The following is a 17823-nucleotide window of genomic DNA, read 5'->3' as shown; positions in this document are numbered from 1 at the left end:
GCTATTCCTTATTTAAAATTGAATCGAAACGCATCAGAATTGTTTTAGCCTCTTTGAATTTGAGTTTATTGAGTACGGCAATCAGCTCGCTCGCAAGGTCCAATGATTGAGAGGACAATGTACCTGATATGCTCTGAAAAGTATCTATGGCACGCATATTAAAGCATTCAACCTCGTTTTTAAGTTGTTGGTAGGTGGCGTTGAAATCTTCTGCTTCATCTTGAGGGGAGTCAAACAGCTCCTGCTCGTTCTTTAACAATGTCATCAGTTGTGCAGTGGTTTGTGCTGCTTCTTCACACACTGCTGAAAATTCAAAATATGCTGAAATAACAAAGTTTTCAAGCCCATCACTTAACAGTTGTTGTTCATGGTGTTTAGCTTGTTCAGTCAATGAGGAGAATCCGAGAGCGCCAGCTGTGCTTTTAAGCGTGTGTAAGGTAAGTTTGGTTTGCTCAAAGGTGGCGTTGCTGTCAGTAAACTGCAGCGAGTAATTTTTCAGATCAGTAAAAAACAGTTCAAGTGATTTGAGATAGATAGATTCTTGCTGATTAAAACGTGTTAAGGCTTCTTGTATATTGATGTTTTTGGTCACACAAAATTGAAAGGCCTTAGGATTTACAAGGGGGGATGCAGGGCTTCCCTTAGGTGTTTCTTGTTGGGTGTTTTCAAATCGGTTAGTAGTCAATAAAATTTGTTTAACGACATCATTTAATTCAAAAGGTTTGCCTATATGACCATTCATACCCACAGCAAAACACTTTTCTTTATCTGAGGGCATGACGTTGGCAGTCATTGCCAATATAGGCAAGAGGGCAAATTTATTCATATCTCGGATACGTTTGGTGGTTTCATAGCCATCAATCCCAGGCATTTGTATATCCATCAGCACCACATCAAAGGGCAGTAAACTATTTTCTAATTCTGTTAAGGCATCAAAGCCACTGCTACAAAGGGTGGTAATGGCTCCCTGACTTTCAATAAGCGCTTTGGCTATATTCTGATTAGTAGGATTATCCTCAACAATTAAAATGCGCATTTTAAGTAGCGGTTTGTGATTAGTTGAATTGCTTGGCGCTTGTTCAGTTTGTTTATTCGAGGCCACTGCATCATAAAAGGCATTGATGAGTTGAGCGCGGGTAACCGGTTTGGTAATAAAACCATTCAGCAACTTCGGGTTTTTACTGTGATTTTGGGTAAACATTTCATTGCTGTGTGCGGTGACCATCACCAGTAGAGGCAGCTTGTCTACGGGGGCAATTTTTCTAATCAGTTCAGCTAGTTTCCATCCATCCACTCCCGGCATCTTCCAATCAATTAGGGCTAAATCGAACGTGCGCTGTTGTACCATAGCTGATTGAAACTCGGCTAAGGCTTCATCCGCATTTTGCGCCTTAGTTACCTGCCAACCTAGTTGTGACATTGTACCGCCTAATATACTTAGGCTAGTTTGATTGTCATCCACTAGTAGCACGTTGATAGGCGCTTGTAAGGAAAAAGACAACTTGGCATTTTCTGTTTGAGTCGCGGCTTGAACCAAAATGCTGAAACGAAACTCTGAGCCTTTGCCTAATTCGCTAGCAACGTCTATTTTACCGCCCAAGAAATTGACGTATTGGTTGGCAATAGTCAATCCAATGCCTAAACCGCCATATTGCCTATTTGATGAATTGTCTGCTTGAGTAAACATTTCAAAAATATTATTGAGTTTATTTTGGCTAATACCAATGCCGCTATCTTTTACTTTTACCGCTAGGGTAATATGAGAGCCGTTATTTTTGGGGACGGAAAGTTCTATGAGTACTTCGCCAGTATTAGAAAACTTAACGGCGTTACTGCCTAAATTGAGTAAGATCCGCTTAAGTTTATTTTTGTCCCCGTGTAAGGCGATAGGTAAATCTGGAGCCACTTTAAAATGAATTTCTAATGCTTTGTTGCCAGCCATTTCATATAAAAATAAGCCAACTTCGGCTAAAAGTTCATCCAAAACAAAGTCACTTTGCTCCAGTCTTAGCTGATTTTGCTCCGCAAAAGTGACTTCTAAAATTTCATCAACGGTTTGCGTTAAAGACGAAATAGCCATTTTAGTTTGTTTGATGTGCTTATGTTGAATCTCGTCTAATTGACTTTGTTGTAGCAACTGCAGAAATCCATTGGCGGCATTCAAAGGGGTTCTAAGTTCATGACTCATGTTGGCGATAAACTCGGTTTTGGCTTTATTTGCGGTATCTGCTTTGGTTAATGCTGTTTTAAGCTCGTTTTCTTCTTTTACTCGCTGTGCAATATCTTTGGCTGCAAGATAAATTAATTGTTGATCGTCAACGTTAATAACACAGCCTGATACCAGTGTTTGTAACCAGCCGCCTTTGGCATTTCTAAAATTAACTTCAAAAGTGTACTGCTGCTTCTCTAATATTTCATTCACCACTCGCTCCCAAGAGCCCGAGGCTTTAAAGTTGACGACATCACTTATTTTAAGGTGCTTGAAAGCGAGGTCAGAGTAATTTAGACGTTGAAGCGCATAAGGGTTTGCTTTGTAAATAGAGCCGTCAATATTAATCCACAACAATAACTCTTTAGCATTGTCGATGGCCGCATTGACAATAGCGATGTTATTTTCAAGGTATTGTTTTTCGCTTAGGTCATGGGCGACTAACACGAACCCTTCAGATTCGTTTAAACTCGCTATGGTTAATTTAACTTTGACTTGTTCGCCGTTTTTTCGCCGCAATAAACTAACCTGAGGAATGTATCGTTTGTCGATGGCGATTTTCATCGCTTCTTCAAACTGAAGTTCAGACAAAACGTTGGCGGAAAAGGCTTCAATAACAGTATCACGGTTAAAAAGTCGCAAGATACTTTCTTTACCAATAAGTTCTTCGCCAGTATAAGACAGCAATTTAATGGCACTGTTATTGACCAGCGATATGGTGCCTTTACTATTAAAGGCAATAATTGCAGAGTTATCACTTTCAATAATACTGTGTTGAAAACTCAATTGTTTATTGATTTGCGCGGTTGCGTCGATAACTTTTTGATTCAATTCTTTGTTGGTCAGTTCTAACTTACTTTGTAGTTCATTGATTTCTGTCACGTCATTGATGTTGATGGTGGCTCCCCAAAATTCCCTTTTTTGAAACAAAGGAGAAATATTAAAAATGAGCTTTTTATCACGCTGACTGATGGGTGACTGATAAACAAAATGGATTTGTCTGATGGACTCGCCTTGGGCCACCTTTTTAAAATAATTAATGAGTTTGTCCGCTGATATTCCAGCAGTGAGCCACGCTGACAAGGGTTTACCACGGGCATTGGCCTCGGTAAAACCAAATAGACTGTTTGCTGCAGCATTCCAATGTACGATAGCAAAATTTCTGTCGACCCCAATTATGCCATCCGAAGCATTATTGACCACGTTAGCGAAAGCAGCTTGTTCTCTGAGTTTTTGTAAACGAGCGGCAGTGAACTCCAATACAAGATAAATAATCAGCATGATTAAACAGACAGACACTACAATTAACCAAAAAATGCGTTCAGCGTCGTCTAGGTAAAGTGATGCTATAAATTCCTTACTTGGCGTAATCGTAATTTGCCAATTACGACCAAATACTTCAGTCAAGGTGTGAACTTGGTAAAGCGTATTTAATGGATCCTGCTCTGACTCTTTAGCTAATGAAGTGTAAAAATTGATGTGGCTTTGGGTGGTGGCATCAGCTATCTCAATCTTCAAGTCATCATTCACCGCAGATACAGCGTCGACTATTTCAGAAATAAGCAACGGGGCAAATACCCACCCTTGCAATTTTTTTTCAGTCTGATTTGCATTTTTTTCATACACCGCTAACAGTAACAAAAAGCCATGTTTAATCCTTTCATCTGCTTGTACTAGGGTAATTGGTCCTGTTAATTGCGACTTTTCAGTACTTGCTGCTTTTAGCGCGGCAACTCGGCGAGTGGGTTCTGAACCGATGTCTAAGCCTAAAGCAGCAACATTGTCTGACTCAGGCTCAATGTACTGGATGATGAATAAAGGATTTTTTGGTGCGCTCAGCTGTTTGAGTTCAAAGGCTCCATGGCGTTCTGCTGCCGCTGATGCTAAAAATTGAGGCAACTGCTCTTGCTCAACGTATTTGATTATTCCAAAACCGCGAGCACCAGGAAACTCAGTAGGATAATCTCTATTGTTAAAGTAAATCAGCTGTTTTTCGTAAGTAAATTGGTCAAAGCCATTGGTTTTAACCGCTGCCAATAAACCGTGTAATCCAGAGTTGTATTGGGTCATTGCGCTAACGATATCATGGCTTATTTTATCGAGTTGCTCTGCCATTGCCGCTTTGATTAGTGTGTCATTTTCTTGATGAATGGCATCTTTAACCTGCTTTGCAAGAAAAATACTAGATAGTAAAAGGACGCAGAGTATCAACCAAGCAACTGTTTTTTTCATGAACGGCGTTAAACCTCATTGTTCTATTAATCAAAGCTTACAAAGTAACTATTATTAACCCTATGAATTTAGGTTAATTTTTATATTCTTGTAGGTAAATGACAAAAGTAGTGCGTATTATTTAGTCTTACTCTATTTTTATAAGCTAAACGGCTGTTAATTTATAGCGAAAATTCAAAGGAGTGACATGTTTTTACCGGACATAAAATTACAAAACAGTAAAATCCTAATTGTTGACGATAACTTGCAAAACGTAATGATACTAAAAGAAGTCATTGCTGAATTTGGGCAAGTTTTTTTTTCGAGCTCTGGGGCCGATGCCTTGGACTTGATCCCTAAAGTCAATCCTGATTTGATTTTGCTGGATATCGAAATGCCTTCGATGGATGGTTGGCAGGTATGCCGTACCCTAAAACAACAAGCCCGTTTTGCCGACATCCCTATCATATTTATTACCGGGCACAATCAACCAAGCTTTGAGCAACTTTCATTAGAGTTAGGTGCCGTTGATTTTATTACCAAGCCTTTTGATGCCGGTATTTGTAAGTTGAGGGTGCGAAATCAACTCAAACTACAACAGCAAACACGGCAAATTATCCAGGCTAGAGAGCAAATTCAGCATTTAGTTAAACAGGTTCCCGTACTGATTACTTACTGGAATAAAGACTGGCAACTGAAGTTTTCAAATGACTTCAGTGGTTCATGGTTTGCCGTGCAAGACCCAAGTGAGCGGCAGAATAACAAGCATTTAAAGCAGTTCTTTCCTGAAGCATTAAGTTCAGCTATCCAGCATTATGAACGTATCGATGGTAATGAAAAACAATTTGTTGTCGAAGTGAATGAAGGCAAAACAAAGTTTTACTACCAAGTATTTCAAACCGCTTTAACCAGCAGGAATGAGGACAAGGGGTATTTAGTCACCATTGTTGATATTTCAGAGGTTAAATTAGCCAAAGATGCGCTTTACTCAGAAAAAGAACGACTCAGAGTGACACTAAGTTCTATTGGCGATGCGGTGGTGGCTACCGACATAGAAGGCCTCATTACCTTCATGAATCCTGTTGCTGAACGATTGACCGGATGGCGGTTTCGCGACGCGCGCAATTTAAAAATAGAAAACGTGATGCCATTGCGCGATGCCCACAGCAAACATGAATTGAAAAATCCACTTTATATTGCACTTAGCGAGCAGCGAATTGTATCGATGGCCTTAAATAGCCAGCTGATAAGTCGCTATGGGGCAAGCTACTTAGTTGAAGATTCGGCCGCACCCATTCGCGATAAAAATGGAGAAATGATCGGCGCAATTATGGTGTTTCATGATGTCAGTGAAACGATGGCGATGTCGGTGAAAATGAGTCACCTTGCCAATCACGATCAACTGACTGATTTGCCTAATCGTTTATTATTACGAGACAGACTGGATGTCGCGTGTGCGTCTGCCACCACAAATAATCAAAAAGCGTGTATTTTATTAATTGATATCGATCACTTTAAGTATTTGAATGACACGCTTGGGCACCAATACGGAGATGAACTCATCATTCAGGTCTCTAAACGACTTAAAGCGTTGTTACCACCTGCTTATACTTTGTCACGCTTAGGGGGCGACGAGTTTGTTGTATTAATGAGCGGTATTGTAACGGTAGATACAGCGTCGCAATTAGCGCGTAGGTTGTTGGATGCGATGCACGAACCTTTTATGTTGGCAGGTAATTTACACAATGCCTCAGTCAGCACTGGGATAAGTCTTTACCCTGATGATGCGCAAGATGCGGAGCAATTGATGCGTCACGCGGATGCTGCAATGTATCGGGCAAAGCAAGAGGGCCGAAACCGTTTTTGTTTTTTCTCGGACGAACTAGAAGAGGCCTTACTGCAACGTCATCAACTTGAAAAAACCTTGCGCCATGCGCTGAAACACGATGAGCTGGTGGTGCTTTACCAACCTAAAATTAATATGCACAATCATCAGGTTGTAGGTGCTGAAGCGCTGGTAAGACTACCTGATGGTAATGGCAGTTTTATCTCACCTGCCGAGTTTATCCCCCTAGCGGAAGAGTCTGGTTTAATTATCGAATTGGGCCGCCAAGTCCTGTTTAAGGCTTGTGCATACATCAAACTATTATTAGACCAAGGTTTACGGGTGCCGATATCGGTTAATGTGGCTGCTGCACAATTTAGTTCAGCCGAACTAGAATTGCATATTCAGGAAGCTTTGACGGTAAACGAGTTGCCAGCAGAGCTTTTAGAACTTGAAATTACCGAAACTGCTTTGATGGTTGATGTGCTTAATACGCAAAATAAACTGGCCCAGCTAAAAGCCTTGGGGATTGCTATTTCAATTGATGATTTTGGTACGGGGTATTCTAGCTTGTCTTATCTAAAAACATTCAATGTCGATATCATGAAAATTGATATGTCATTTGTGCGAGATATGCTGATCAACCATCATGATTTTGAAATTGTTAAAACGATTATTTCACTTGGTCAGTCGATGGGGCTAAAGTTAGTGGCAGAGGGGGTTGAAACCAAAGAGCAGCAGAAGGCGCTACTTGAACTTGGGTGTGAAACAGGGCAGGGATATTTATTTAGTAAACCCATTGCCGTTGAGCCATTTTTGACTTTTTTAAAGTCGTAGTTGCTTTTTGTGATGGATTTTGCCGTACATGCAGGAAATGAATATTGAAAAGTAGAAAGAAAAAAGGATCTATCCCCGTTCTGATCTCCTTGGCGGTAATCTTAATGGGTGTGATGTTTTACGGGCTTGGCCAGTACTTTTTGCAACAACAAATCCTCACAAAAGAGCGAGTCAAGCTCGCTAACATGAACAAAAAAGCGGTCGGCTTAATTGAATCGCACATTGCCCAAAGCCAAAATAAGTTACAATTTTTGTTTTCAACTCCGCCGATAGCAGGCATTGCCCGAGCCATAAATAATGGGGATATTGACCCGCTGGATGGCACAACGACTGTGCAGTGGAAAGATCGGCTCCACACCATATTAAAAGCGTTCATTAAAACTAATCCTGAAATTAGGCAAATACGACTGATTGGTCAGGCTGATAATGGTAAGGAATTAGTCAGGGTTGAAAAATTTAACAATCAAGTTGTTGTTACACCAGAGGGCTTATTGCAAGAGAAAGGGCTGGAGGGCTACTTTCAGGCGGTAGCAAATCTAGAGGCGAATCAAAATTATACTTCTGATATTACCCTCAATCGGGAATTTGGCGTTATCGATACGCCGGTATGGCCCACCTATCGGGTTGCCCAGCCGGTTTATGGTGAGAGTAATGTGTTTTTTGGCATGTTGATACTCAATGTTGATGTGTCTGAGTTAATTCGCATGGTGCAACAAGATATTGTGCAGTCCGGACTTGATTTTTACCTATTAAATAGCCAGGGCTTTTTCATCAGTGCACCTGATAAGTCGTTATTATTCGGCTTTGATTTGGGTCAGCCACAGGCGACATGGCAAACCTTAACAGACAATAGCTTACTGCCTAGAAACGATACCGTCGCACCCGTGTCAATTGCGGGGGAGCAAGGTCACGTATCGAGTCACAAAATAACGCTTTCAACGCCAGAAGAACGCGTTCTTTATGTCGTTACAGTCTTATCAGAAACCACCTTATCTGAGTTGTGGTTACAACAACGCTTTGTGTTTGTGATGCTTCTAATATTTTTATTTAGTGTTGTCATACTGGTTATTTATGCGTATCAGCGTTACGTCAATAAATTACTCAACTTGTACAATGATCAGTCCCGCTATGAAGCGGTTATTGCAGGTTCATCAGACGCAATTGTGGTGCTTGACCGTTTGGGCTTCATACAAGAATGGAATGAAGCCGCGGCTTTTTTGTTTGGAATGGATGATACGCAGGCAAAAGACCGGAGTTTATTTGAATTACTCGTTGCCGAAGATGCCAGTGAAATGTTCAGTGTTGAAACCTTGGCAGATGTCATTGATAAAAAGACGCCGACTTCTCTTGAAATAAAAACCACTAATTTCGCCTCAAATACCAACTACCTCGTAGTCAGTCTGTCTCCGGTTATTCCGAAAAATAAAGGTATGACGGCCCATGTATCCGCCATCATTCGAGACATTACCGAGAAGCGCGTAAATCAACTGCAAATTGTTGGCTTAAATGCATCGCTAGAACAGCAAGTACAAGACAGAACCAAACAATTGGAAGCGGTGTCGATTGAAGCGAAAAGAGCGAATCAAACCAAAAGTCATTTTGTTGCGAACATTAGCCATGAGATCCGTACTCCGCTGAATGGCATCGGCGGCATGCTTGAGTTACTGACACGTGAGCCTCTATCAGCAAAACAAGAGGCTTACCTGAAGATGGCTAAGAATAGTGTTGCAACCTTGACAGTGCTCATTAACGATTTGCTCGATCTGAGTAAAATGGAATCAGGTAAATTAGATATTGAGCCTGCTTCTTTTAACTTGCTTGAAACAAGCAGTGTTGTGATATCGAGTTTGGCGCTCAAGGCTCACGAGAAAGGCTTAAATTTAATGCTCGATTGGGCCGAGGTCAGGCATGAGAATATTATTAGTGATGGTTACAGGATTAAACAGATCTTAGTAAATTTATTGGCTAATGCCATCAAATTTACTGAGAAAGGTCAGATAGTCGTGAGTTTATCAACACGATTAGCACCTGATAATGAACATGTTTTTATCGAAATAGCAGTCAAAGATACGGGGATAGGCATTACCGAAGAGCAACAAACAAGATTATTTCAACCTTTCAGTCAGGCCAATTCGTCCATTGAAAAAGATTTTGGCGGTACAGGGCTCGGTTTGTCTATTTCTAAACAGCTAGCCAAATTATTAGGGGGTGAAATCGCCGTTTCAAGTGAAATTGGTCGAGGTACCACTTTTACTTTAATGCTAACCGCGCCCCTAGAGCAGCAGGTTAAAAATAAAACGATTGGCTCATTATTAAGTGGCCGTCGATGTTTGTTGGTCATGGCTGAACAAGATGAAAGCGATACGCTAATTAGGCAATTGCATGCTTGGGGTGCACTGGCCCTTGCGAGTTATTCAATTGAGGATTTGTATACGATTGACCCTGAGTCTTTACCCGATTTAATTATCGTAGATTCATCCCTGATAGATGGCGCTTTTGAACGCTGGTTTGATTTAATTAAAGCAAGCCATCGATGTAAGTTGATGTTGTTGTTGCCTACTGCAGATGCGCCAATCACAATCAAAGAAAGTGATGATTGCCAACACCTCATTAAACCCATTTTACCTGCGGCTTTTTTGATGGCGTATCAAGGCTTACGTCATCCCGAACAAAAATTCAGTCATCGCCAGCTAGTGAATAAAATAGCCCCTTTAGCGGTGCACACAGAGCAAAGTTACACTGTACTGATTGTTGATGATAACGAAATAAATCGTTACGTTGCGCAGGGCATACTAGAACGTTTGCCTATTCAGTTTTATACCGCGACCAACGGGGCAGAAGCCATTGAATGCTTGCAGAGTTTACCTTCAGAACACCATATCGATCTGATATTAATGGACTGCCAAATGCCTATATTAAATGGATTTGAGGCAACGCAAGCAATTCGTCGAGGAGACGCCGGTGAACAAGTACAAGATGTCACTATTATTGCGATGACAGCTGGAGCCATGGCGGGCGATAGGGACGCGTGTTTACAGGCGGGCATGAATGACTTTGTATCCAAGCCCCTTTATGCGCCTCAATTTGAGCGCAAAGTGCTAGAGTATCTGCAGCGAGGAACACCTGTAAACTTGGGCCCGTAGCAGCTGTAAGTTAACTCATTTTAGCGAGCCAACTTAAGGGAGCAATTCGAGCAATATAACGAAACAGTGCCCAAGGCCACGTTGGTACAAAACTACTTGCCACTTCTTTTTCTATGGCTTTTACCATAGCGTTACAACCCACTTCTGTATCAACAATAAACGGTACCTTTTTTACCTTTTCGTTTATTTCGCTACGAATAAATCCAGGGTGAATAGTGGATACCTTAATGGGAGTATTCATGACATCAATGCGAATACCTTCTGTCATGGAGCTTAGACCTGCTTTGGTGGCGGCATAAACAGTCATCGCTCTTCTTGCACCGCGCACAGCACTGACTGAGGATATGGTGACAAGGTGCCCTGCATTTTGCGCTCTGAATATCTGCATGGCGGCTTCGCATTGGGCGAGTGCCGAAACAAAGTTGGTGATGGCAGTTTGTTTGTTGGCATAAAAATACCCGGTGCCGATTGCCGCACCTTTACCCATTCCCGCATTAACAATAACTCGGTCTATTTGACCAAACTCATCAGCAAAACGTTTAAATACTTCGAACACTTGCTCATGCTTGTCCACATCCAAAGGCAAAATACTGATCTTAATAGTAGGATTGATACTCAGCAGCTCGATTTTAAGCTCTTCAAGGCGATCGATACGCCGAGCGCATAAGGCCAAGTTGCGCCCCATTTGAGCAAATTTAATGGCCATCCCTTTACCTAGTCCTGAGCTAGCACCGGTTATGATTATATTTTGTCGAAGCATAGTGTTCTCGTTATTTTAGCGTTTGAAAACGAAGCGAATTTGAGAATACGCTCCGAGTATTGATAGAAGAAAGTGAATATAACTGGGTGGTCATAACCATTCCACTATGTTTGATTTTAGCGGATTGTAGGCCTAGCAAGCATGGCTTGGCAGATTGAGTGTATGGCTTGGCGCACCGCAACCTCAAACTGACGATTGTGCAGATAAAATGGCATAATAACCTTGGGGGCGAAACGCCTAAATCAGATCGTTAACTACGCAAAATTCTCTTATACCTGCTATATCGAGTTAGCTGTTACTCACTTTGTTCTCGGACCAAAACCCTGTAATTTTTTAATCATCATTTTTAAGTAGTAATCAGTAGGTAGATAGCGTTTAAGCCGATAAGCGCTTCGACCTTCTTGGTGACTCAATATCATAAACTTTCCCTTATCGGCCTTGTTTATGATGATTGTGGCGACGTCGTCTGCGGTAACAGTAGAGCGAGTTAGCAGCTTTTTAATGAGTCCATCAACACCCGGTTGTTTGCTGCGTATTGATTCATCGAGATTGGTGTCAAAAAAGGAGGGACAAACCACACTGACCTTTATCCCACGTTTTGCCATCTCTAAATGCATGGTTTCTGAAAAACTCACGACTGCCGCTTTACTGGCATTGTAACTGCCCATGTAAGGAATAGGTGTAATACCTGCTTGTGAGGCAATATTAATTATTTGGCTCTGTTGCTGTTGAGCCAGTAAAGGGCTGAAGGTTTGTGTCATACGTACCAGGCCCAGCAAATTAATGTTTAATACCCATTGCCATTGTTCAATGTCTTCATATTCAAGCGCGCCGCCTGTGGCGACACCTGCGTTGTTGATGAGGACATCTAATTTACCCCAGCGTGAGACCACGGCTTCATGTAAGGTCTCAATATCTGCGTCATTGGTAATATCGCAGGGCTGAAAAAATATATCACTGGCTTGGGCTGCATTGTCTGCAATAACAACATTTGCACGCTGCTCATTAAGATCTGCAATGCAGATTTTAGCGCCGCGTTTGGCATACTGTTTGACTAAGGCGGCGCCTAAACCAGAGGCGCCGCCAGTAATGATAACGTGGAGAGTCATCGCTTAACGGGCCTGATATTTACGTAGTTCTAAGCGAGTGACCATGCCTTTGTGCACTTCATCAGGGCCATCCGCTAAGCGCAAAGCTCTGGCTGCAGCAGCAAAACGTGCGAGCGGGAAATCGCCACACATACCCGCACCTCCGTGGATTTGCACGGCCATGTCGACCACTTGTTCTAACATTCTGGGTACTGCCACTTTAATGGCTGATATCTCGGTCATGGCATGTTTTACGCCCACAGAATCGATTTTCCATGCTGCATGTAAGGTGAGTAAACGTGCCTGGTCAATAGCTATCCGGGCATCAGCAATACGTTCTCCGTTGCCGCCGAGCTTAATTAAAGGCTGGCCAAATGCAGTGCGACTTAAGCTGCGTTGCATGGCAAGCTCTAACGCTTTTTCAGCCATACCGATCGACCGCATACAATGATGAATACGCCCCGGCCCTAAGCGACCTTGGGCGATAGCGAAGCCTTTACCTAAACCTACAAGCAAGTTTTCTTTGGGCACGCGTACATTTGTAAAGTGCATTTCACCGTGACCAAAGGGGGCATCATAATCACCGTAAGCTTGTAGCATGCGTTTTATTTCAACTCCTGGCGCATCAAGAGGCACAATGACCATGGAGTGTTGACTGTGTTTTTCATTTTCTGGGTTTGACAAAGCCATAAAGATAGCGATTTTTGCATTGGGGTGTCCCAAACCAGTGGTCCACCACTTTTTACCATTGAGTACCAGTTCGTCACCGTCTAACTCAACAGTCGCTTGCATGTTGGTGGCATCAGAACTGGCTACATCAGGCTCCGTCATACCAAACACAGAACGAATATCACCCGCTAACAATGGTTTCAGCCACTTGTCTTGCTGTTCTTGATTACCAAAATGATAAAGCACTTCCATATTTCCGGTATCCGGGGCGTTACAGTTGAAGATCTCAGAGGCAAAGACACAGCGACCCATCTGTTCGGCTAGTGGAGCGTATTCTAAGCAGCTTAGGCCTTGACCTAATTCAGTGCTGGGTAAAAATAAGTTCCATAATCCTGCGGCTTTGGCTTTTTGCTTGAGTGGGTCAATTAAAGGGTGACTCTTCCAGTTACGCCAATTGCCATCAGGGTTTAGCTCGTGAGTTTCAGCGTAAATTATATTTTCTACTGGATACACATGTTCATCTAAAAAGGCGCAGAGCCTAGTTAAATAGTCTTGAGTTCGTTCGTTATGGGTAAAATTCATGTTATTTCCTTGAGCGGACAGCACTGAGTGCTAAGAGCATACTGCTAATAATTGATTGAATGAAATGAAAAATAGTATATAAGTACTGTGAATTTGATTCATAGGCGGGACGATGGCAGACAATAACCAAATCGGTAAACTAGATCTCAATCTGCTTAAGGTGTTTGAAAGCATTTACCAAGAACAAAATATGTCGCGTACCGCTGAGTTATTGCATATCACCCCATCTGCGGTAAGTCATGCGTTAAAACGTTTGCGTGAAGCCCTAGACGACCCTTTATTTGTGCGCAGCAATAATCAAATGCTGCCAACGACAGTGTGTCAGCGAATGGCCCCGATGATTATTGATAACTTAAGTCGCTTGCGCCAAATACTGCAACATTGGGGCGTATTTAATCCGCAAACGAGCGCCCATCATTTCAGGCTCGGTATGCATTACGCACTCGAGCCTTCTATTTTGCCTTTATTGGCGCGAATGTTGGCTGCTGTTGCCCCTAATACCACCTTTGCTAGCATTAAAGTTGAACGCGCGAATCTAACTCGAGCCTTAGCTGCAGGGCACATCGATGTGGCTTTTGATGTGGCCTTGCCAATAAAACCTCCGGTGTTGCATAAAAAACTATTAATTGACGAATTTTGTGTGATGATGAAAGCCAATCATCCTCTTGCGCAATCGATGACAGAGCAGAGCTACTTAGCGGCTAAACATATTGGCGTATCCAATCGTCCAAGTGGTGCTGCTGTAGAAGACATACTGCTGCAGCAGCAGGGGTTTGCTAGGCAAATTGGCATTCGATGTCAGAATTATTATGCCGCTATTGTTATCGTTGCTGAGTCAGACTATTTGCTGACAATGCCAAGACGTTTAGCGACACAAATGCTTACCCAATTTGCCGCAAAAAATGATGTGGTTTTACATGAGTTGCCTCTTGTGCTTACGGGCATAGAGACGCATCTCTATTGGCATGCTCAAACTGAACAAGATGAAGCGTTAAGTTGGTTTAGACAGCAAATGAATCATTTATTTGATTGATTTGAAAACAGTTTCTACAGTAGTGATATAAATCGAAAACGAATTACTTTTTATTGGCGCGTAACTGAGTGAACGCTTAAATTGATGATAAAAATTGGAATGTAGACCCTATGACTGATCTTTTTACCCCTATTACCTTAGGTAAAGTAGACCTTGCAAACCGAATTATCATGGCACCCTTAACCCGTTGCAGGGCGACGGTTGATCATGTGCCGACCAATCTAATGGTTAGCTACTATAGCCAGCGAGCGAGTGCTGGATTAATTATCGCGGAAGCGACTATGGTGGCCAAAGGCAATAGTGCATTTTTTCATGAACCCGGTATTTACTCAGAAGAACAGGTCGAAGGGTGGCGTAAGGTAACGGACGCCGTACACGCTAAAGGGGGCAAAATATTTTTGCAACTGTGGCACGGAGGCAGGGCATGCCATCCGGCGTTAAATAACGGCAGTGTGCCTGTTGGCCCTAGTGCAATTGCCATTCAGGGTGAAGTGCATACCCCAGAAGGTAAAATGCCTTATGTTGTGCCCAAAGTATTAAAAGATTCTGACATGCCTGATATTCTGGAGCATTTCACCAAAGCCGCTAAAAACGCTAAAGAAGCGGGTTTTGACGGAGTAGAAATTCACGGTGCAAATGGTTATTTGATTGATCAATTTTTACGTGATGGGTCAAACCATCGCGATGGTGAATATGGCGGCGACATGGAAAATCGTGCTCGCTTGCTGTTTGAGGTCATTGATGAGGTGGTTAACGTGTGGGGTCGAGGGCACGTAGGCCTGCGTTTATCGCCATTAAACAGTTTTAATAGCATGAAAGACAGTGATCCTCTTGGCTTATTAGAATATGTCTTAGAAAGACTGAGCGAATATGATCTGGCCTATCTACACTTGATGAGAGGGGATTTTGAGCAAAAACAAGAGGGCGATGTCATACAAACAGCTTTGGATAGTTATGATGGAAATCTAATTGGCAATATGGCTTATAGCTTTGCCGAGGCGACTCAAGCTATCGAAGACGGGCAGGTAGATGCCGTGGCATTTGGTATGCCCTTTATTGCTAACCCTGATTTAGTTACTCGTTTTGAAAAGGGGATTGCATTGGCTCAGGCCGATACAACAACCTTGTATACCCATGATGCGCGAGGATACAGTGATTACCCTTGTAGCAAATAGCTAGTTTGCATGCACTGAACTGGGCGTGGCGGGAATAACTGCCTCTACGCCTTGTTTTTCAAGCAGGCTCTTTAGTTTTCCCGATGCTTTTATTTGTGCTATCGCCTGATTAATCTGCGGCATCAGTTCACGTTTTTCATCCCTGAGGCGAATCAACATTGAACCATGGGTGTGTAAAGCAGTAAAGACGATATCAATCTCTAATAAATTTGCCCAGTACTTGGCTGTCTCTTTTTCCATAATGATGGAAGTAAATCTTTCGTGTTGCAGGCCAAGCAGCAATAGTTTTTCATTCAGAAAATCCATTCTAGTAAAGTGCTTATCATCAAAATAAAAATAGCCAGAGATGGTACCTACAGGGTGACCGTAAATAGCGCTTCGCTGAGGCACTAATGCTGCATTTTTTCTCAAAGTGACGACATATTCAGACACATCAAATAGGGGGGCACTGTAAACAAAGCCGGGTAGGCGTTCATCTTTAAGCCATTCTAAGCATACAAAGTCAAAATCCACTAAGCCGTCCAGTAAGGCTTTCTCGGCTCGTTTTGGGGGAAAGTGGACTGCTTCAAATTCAAGGTCTGTAGTCGCTTGAATAAGTGTGGTGATTTCTTCAAATATACCAGGACGGCCAATTTGTGCGCTTTGCTGGTAAGGGATCCAGCCTCCTTGTTGGCCAAGATCATATTTTAACAAAACAGGGTGGGGATGTTGCTCTTGGGCGACAACCGTAATGGGCACTTGGCCTAAAGTGAAAAGTAAGAAAAGAGTGCAATACCGTCGAATAAATTTCTGCTGATACATATAACTCACCCCCCAAAGTGCGATGAAGCGCGCTTCATCGCACGGCTAAGTGTTCCCTAAAAATTAGTGCTAATTAGATAGAAGTTATATACCACAAAACAAGCGAGTAAGGCCCCACCTTCAAGTCTATTTAAACGGCCTTGCTTATTAATACCTAAACAAAAGATCAACAGTGCCACGGTTACGCCGAGCATTAACAAGGCATCACGATAGAAAAAGGCTGCATCTACTGCCACTGGTTGAATCACGCCAGCTAAACCAACAACAGCAAGGGTATTAAACATGTTTGAACCAACCACGTTACCAATTGCCATCTCATGTTCGCCTTTTTTTACTGCGACTAAGGATGAGATTAACTCAGGTAATGATGTACCAATACCAATAATGGTTAAGCCAATGATCACATCACTCACACCAAAATAGGTGGCCACTTCGACAGCGCCCCAAACCAACAAACGTGAGCTGGCAATTAATACCACCAAACCAAGAATAAGCCACAGTACATGGGGTTTTAATTGGGTTTTGTCACCTTTAATCGATTCTGTCACCTCATCGGCTAGTTTGTCGCCTTTGTCATTTTTGGCGTGCCATGCACTCCAAGCCAAAAGCAGAACAAAAATACCGAGTAAAGAAATGGCATCGTCGTGGGACAACTCAAGGTCCATTAATTGCCACACAGAGAAAAATGAGATGGCGAGTAGCAGAGGAAGCTCTTTACGAATGATGCCCGATTGAACCGCTATGGGGCTGATCAGGGCTGTTAGGCCTGCCACCAAGGTGATATTTGTAATATTAGAGCCATAGGCATTACCTAATGCTAGACCACCATTACCTTGTAATGCCGCAAAAACCGAAACAATTATCTCGGGTGCTGAGGTACCAAAACCAATGATAAACATACCGATAAATAAGGGCGAAACACCAAAATAACCTGCAGTGAATGAGGCACCGTGGATGAATCTCTCGGCACTCCAAATAAGCAGGGGTAGGCCAAGCAAAATGGCAAGGCTAGCCAAAATCATATACATCTCCATTTGAAAAACTAAAGGCCCCTATATTAGCAGAATTTTGCAACCAGCTGCTGTTATTCTAAAGCTCAGTATTACTTACTTAATTAACCACCTAACAGTTCTCTGAGTTTCTTTTCGGCCAACTCTTTTGGAGTCAATGGTTGATCTGTTTGGTCTGTTACCGGCACAGGGTCGCTAAAGAGTGCTGCTAATTTGGCTTTGGCAGCTTGTGACTTATCCTCAACAGGACGCTCAAAAATAACAAATGAAGGCTTAAAGTAATCGCAAAAATTGGCTTTTTCAAGATCGCTGACCTCTTCTGCGCGTTCCTCATCACAGCCTTTTTTTGAGTCAAAATACGTACACATCTTACATACATGCTGGTCTGCACCACAGTTTGCACATTCTTCTCGCCGAGACATTGGTAGAATTACGTTTGTTAATAATGAATGACACTTCCAGCAATACAAGGGCTTCATG

11 protein-coding genes are annotated in these 17823 nt (G+C 42.4%); 4 read left to right on the top strand and 7 right to left on the bottom strand.

Annotated features, from left to right (window positions below; genetic code table 11):
- Nucleotide 1 precedes the first annotated feature (1 nt).
- On the bottom strand, nucleotides 2–4441 hold the full coding sequence (locus tag ACEN2L_RS00260) for a response regulator (RefSeq protein ID WP_441741042.1): 4440 nt from the start codon (nucleotides 4439–4441) through the stop codon (nucleotides 2–4).
- A gap of 187 nt (nucleotides 4442–4628) precedes the next feature.
- On the opposite strand from ACEN2L_RS00260, the gene ACEN2L_RS00255 reads away from it, so the two are divergent.
- Complete coding sequence (locus ACEN2L_RS00255; protein ID WP_441741039.1) at nucleotides 4629–7082, top strand: two-component system response regulator; 2454 nt, start codon at nucleotides 4629–4631, stop codon at nucleotides 7080–7082.
- Nucleotides 7083–7126: 44 nt separating this feature from the next.
- Nucleotides 7127–10225: an ATP-binding protein gene (locus ACEN2L_RS00250; protein WP_441741036.1), complete on the top strand. Its 3099-nt coding sequence runs from the start codon at nucleotides 7127–7129 to the stop codon at nucleotides 10223–10225.
- A gap of 10 nt (nucleotides 10226–10235) precedes the next feature.
- On the opposite strand, the gene ACEN2L_RS00245 is transcribed toward ACEN2L_RS00250, so the two are convergent.
- The 3 genes from ACEN2L_RS00245 to ACEN2L_RS00235 form a co-directional block, all read right to left on the bottom strand.
- Nucleotides 10236–10985 (bottom strand): SDR family oxidoreductase, encoded by a 750-nt coding sequence (locus ACEN2L_RS00245; RefSeq protein WP_441741033.1) that lies wholly within the window; start codon nucleotides 10983–10985, stop codon nucleotides 10236–10238.
- Nucleotides 10986–11284: 299 nt separating this feature from the next.
- On the bottom strand, nucleotides 11285–12094 hold the full coding sequence (locus ACEN2L_RS00240; protein WP_441741031.1) for an SDR family oxidoreductase: 810 nt from the start codon (nucleotides 12092–12094) through the stop codon (nucleotides 11285–11287).
- 3 nt (nucleotides 12095–12097) lie between these two features.
- Nucleotides 12098–13324, bottom strand: a complete 1227-nt coding sequence (locus ACEN2L_RS00235; RefSeq protein WP_441741029.1) for an acyl-CoA dehydrogenase family protein — start codon at nucleotides 13322–13324, stop codon at nucleotides 12098–12100.
- Nucleotides 13325–13436: 112 nt separating this feature from the next.
- On the opposite strand from ACEN2L_RS00235, the gene ACEN2L_RS00230 reads away from it, so the two are divergent.
- Together ACEN2L_RS00230 and ACEN2L_RS00225 are read left to right on the top strand one after the other, a co-directional pair.
- Entirely contained in the window at nucleotides 13437–14357 is a 921-nt protein-coding gene (locus tag ACEN2L_RS00230) for a LysR family transcriptional regulator (RefSeq protein WP_441741027.1), read from the top strand.
- A gap of 110 nt (nucleotides 14358–14467) precedes the next feature.
- The gene (locus ACEN2L_RS00225) at nucleotides 14468–15532 is read left to right on the top strand and encodes an alkene reductase (RefSeq protein WP_441741025.1); all 1065 of its coding nucleotides are present in this window, start codon (nucleotides 14468–14470) and stop codon (nucleotides 15530–15532) included.
- On the opposite strand, the gene ACEN2L_RS00220 is transcribed toward ACEN2L_RS00225, so the two are convergent.
- The 3 genes from ACEN2L_RS00220 to ACEN2L_RS00210 all read right to left on the bottom strand — a co-directional run bounded on the left by ACEN2L_RS00220 (nucleotide 15533) and on the right by ACEN2L_RS00210 (nucleotide 17822).
- Nucleotides 15533–16333 (bottom strand): substrate-binding periplasmic protein, encoded by an 801-nt coding sequence (locus ACEN2L_RS00220; protein ID WP_441741022.1) that lies wholly within the window; start codon nucleotides 16331–16333, stop codon nucleotides 15533–15535. It lies immediately after the preceding gene.
- 56 nt (nucleotides 16334–16389) lie between these two features.
- On the bottom strand, nucleotides 16390–17355 hold the full coding sequence (locus ACEN2L_RS00215; RefSeq protein WP_306022511.1) for a calcium/sodium antiporter: 966 nt from the start codon (nucleotides 17353–17355) through the stop codon (nucleotides 16390–16392).
- A 92-nt stretch (nucleotides 17356–17447) separates the two neighbouring features.
- Nucleotides 17448–17822 carry a hypothetical protein gene (locus ACEN2L_RS00210; RefSeq protein WP_441741019.1) on the bottom strand — a complete coding sequence of 125 codons (375 nt, stop codon included), beginning with the start codon at nucleotides 17820–17822 and terminating at the stop codon, nucleotides 17448–17450.
- Nucleotide 17823: the final 1 nt, after the last annotated feature.

Source organism: Flavobacterium sp. W21_SRS_FM6 (assembly GCF_052119645.1).
GTDB lineage: Bacteria > Pseudomonadota > Gammaproteobacteria > Enterobacterales > Alteromonadaceae > Paraglaciecola.
Note: the sequence above shows the minus strand (reverse complement) of the source record. Positions and strands in the feature narration are given on the sequence as shown.

Coding starts and splice junctions, on each gene's coding strand:
- ACEN2L_RS00260 (WP_441741042.1), bottom strand. CDS start 4,441: ATGAAAAAAACAGTTGCTTGGTTGATACTCTGCGTCCTTTTACTATCT.
- ACEN2L_RS00255 (WP_441741039.1), top strand. CDS start 4,629: ATGTTTTTACCGGACATAAAATTACAAAACAGTAAAATCCTAATTGTT.
- ACEN2L_RS00245 (WP_441741033.1), bottom strand. CDS start 10,985: ATGCTTCGACAAAATATAATCATAACCGGTGCTAGCTCAGGACTAGGT.
- ACEN2L_RS00240 (WP_441741031.1), bottom strand. CDS start 12,094: ATGACTCTCCACGTTATCATTACTGGCGGCGCCTCTGGTTTAGGCGCC.
- ACEN2L_RS00235 (WP_441741029.1), bottom strand. CDS start 13,324: ATGAATTTTACCCATAACGAACGAACTCAAGACTATTTAACTAGGCTC.
- ACEN2L_RS00230 (WP_441741027.1), top strand. CDS start 13,437: ATGGCAGACAATAACCAAATCGGTAAACTAGATCTCAATCTGCTTAAG.
- ACEN2L_RS00225 (WP_441741025.1), top strand. CDS start 14,468: ATGACTGATCTTTTTACCCCTATTACCTTAGGTAAAGTAGACCTTGCA.
- ACEN2L_RS00220 (WP_441741022.1), bottom strand. CDS start 16,333: ATGTATCAGCAGAAATTTATTCGACGGTATTGCACTCTTTTCTTACTT.
- ACEN2L_RS00215 (WP_306022511.1), bottom strand. CDS start 17,355: ATGATTTTGGCTAGCCTTGCCATTTTGCTTGGCCTACCCCTGCTTATT.
- ACEN2L_RS00210 (WP_441741019.1), bottom strand. CDS start 17,822: ATGAAGCCCTTGTATTGCTGGAAGTGTCATTCATTATTAACAAACGTA.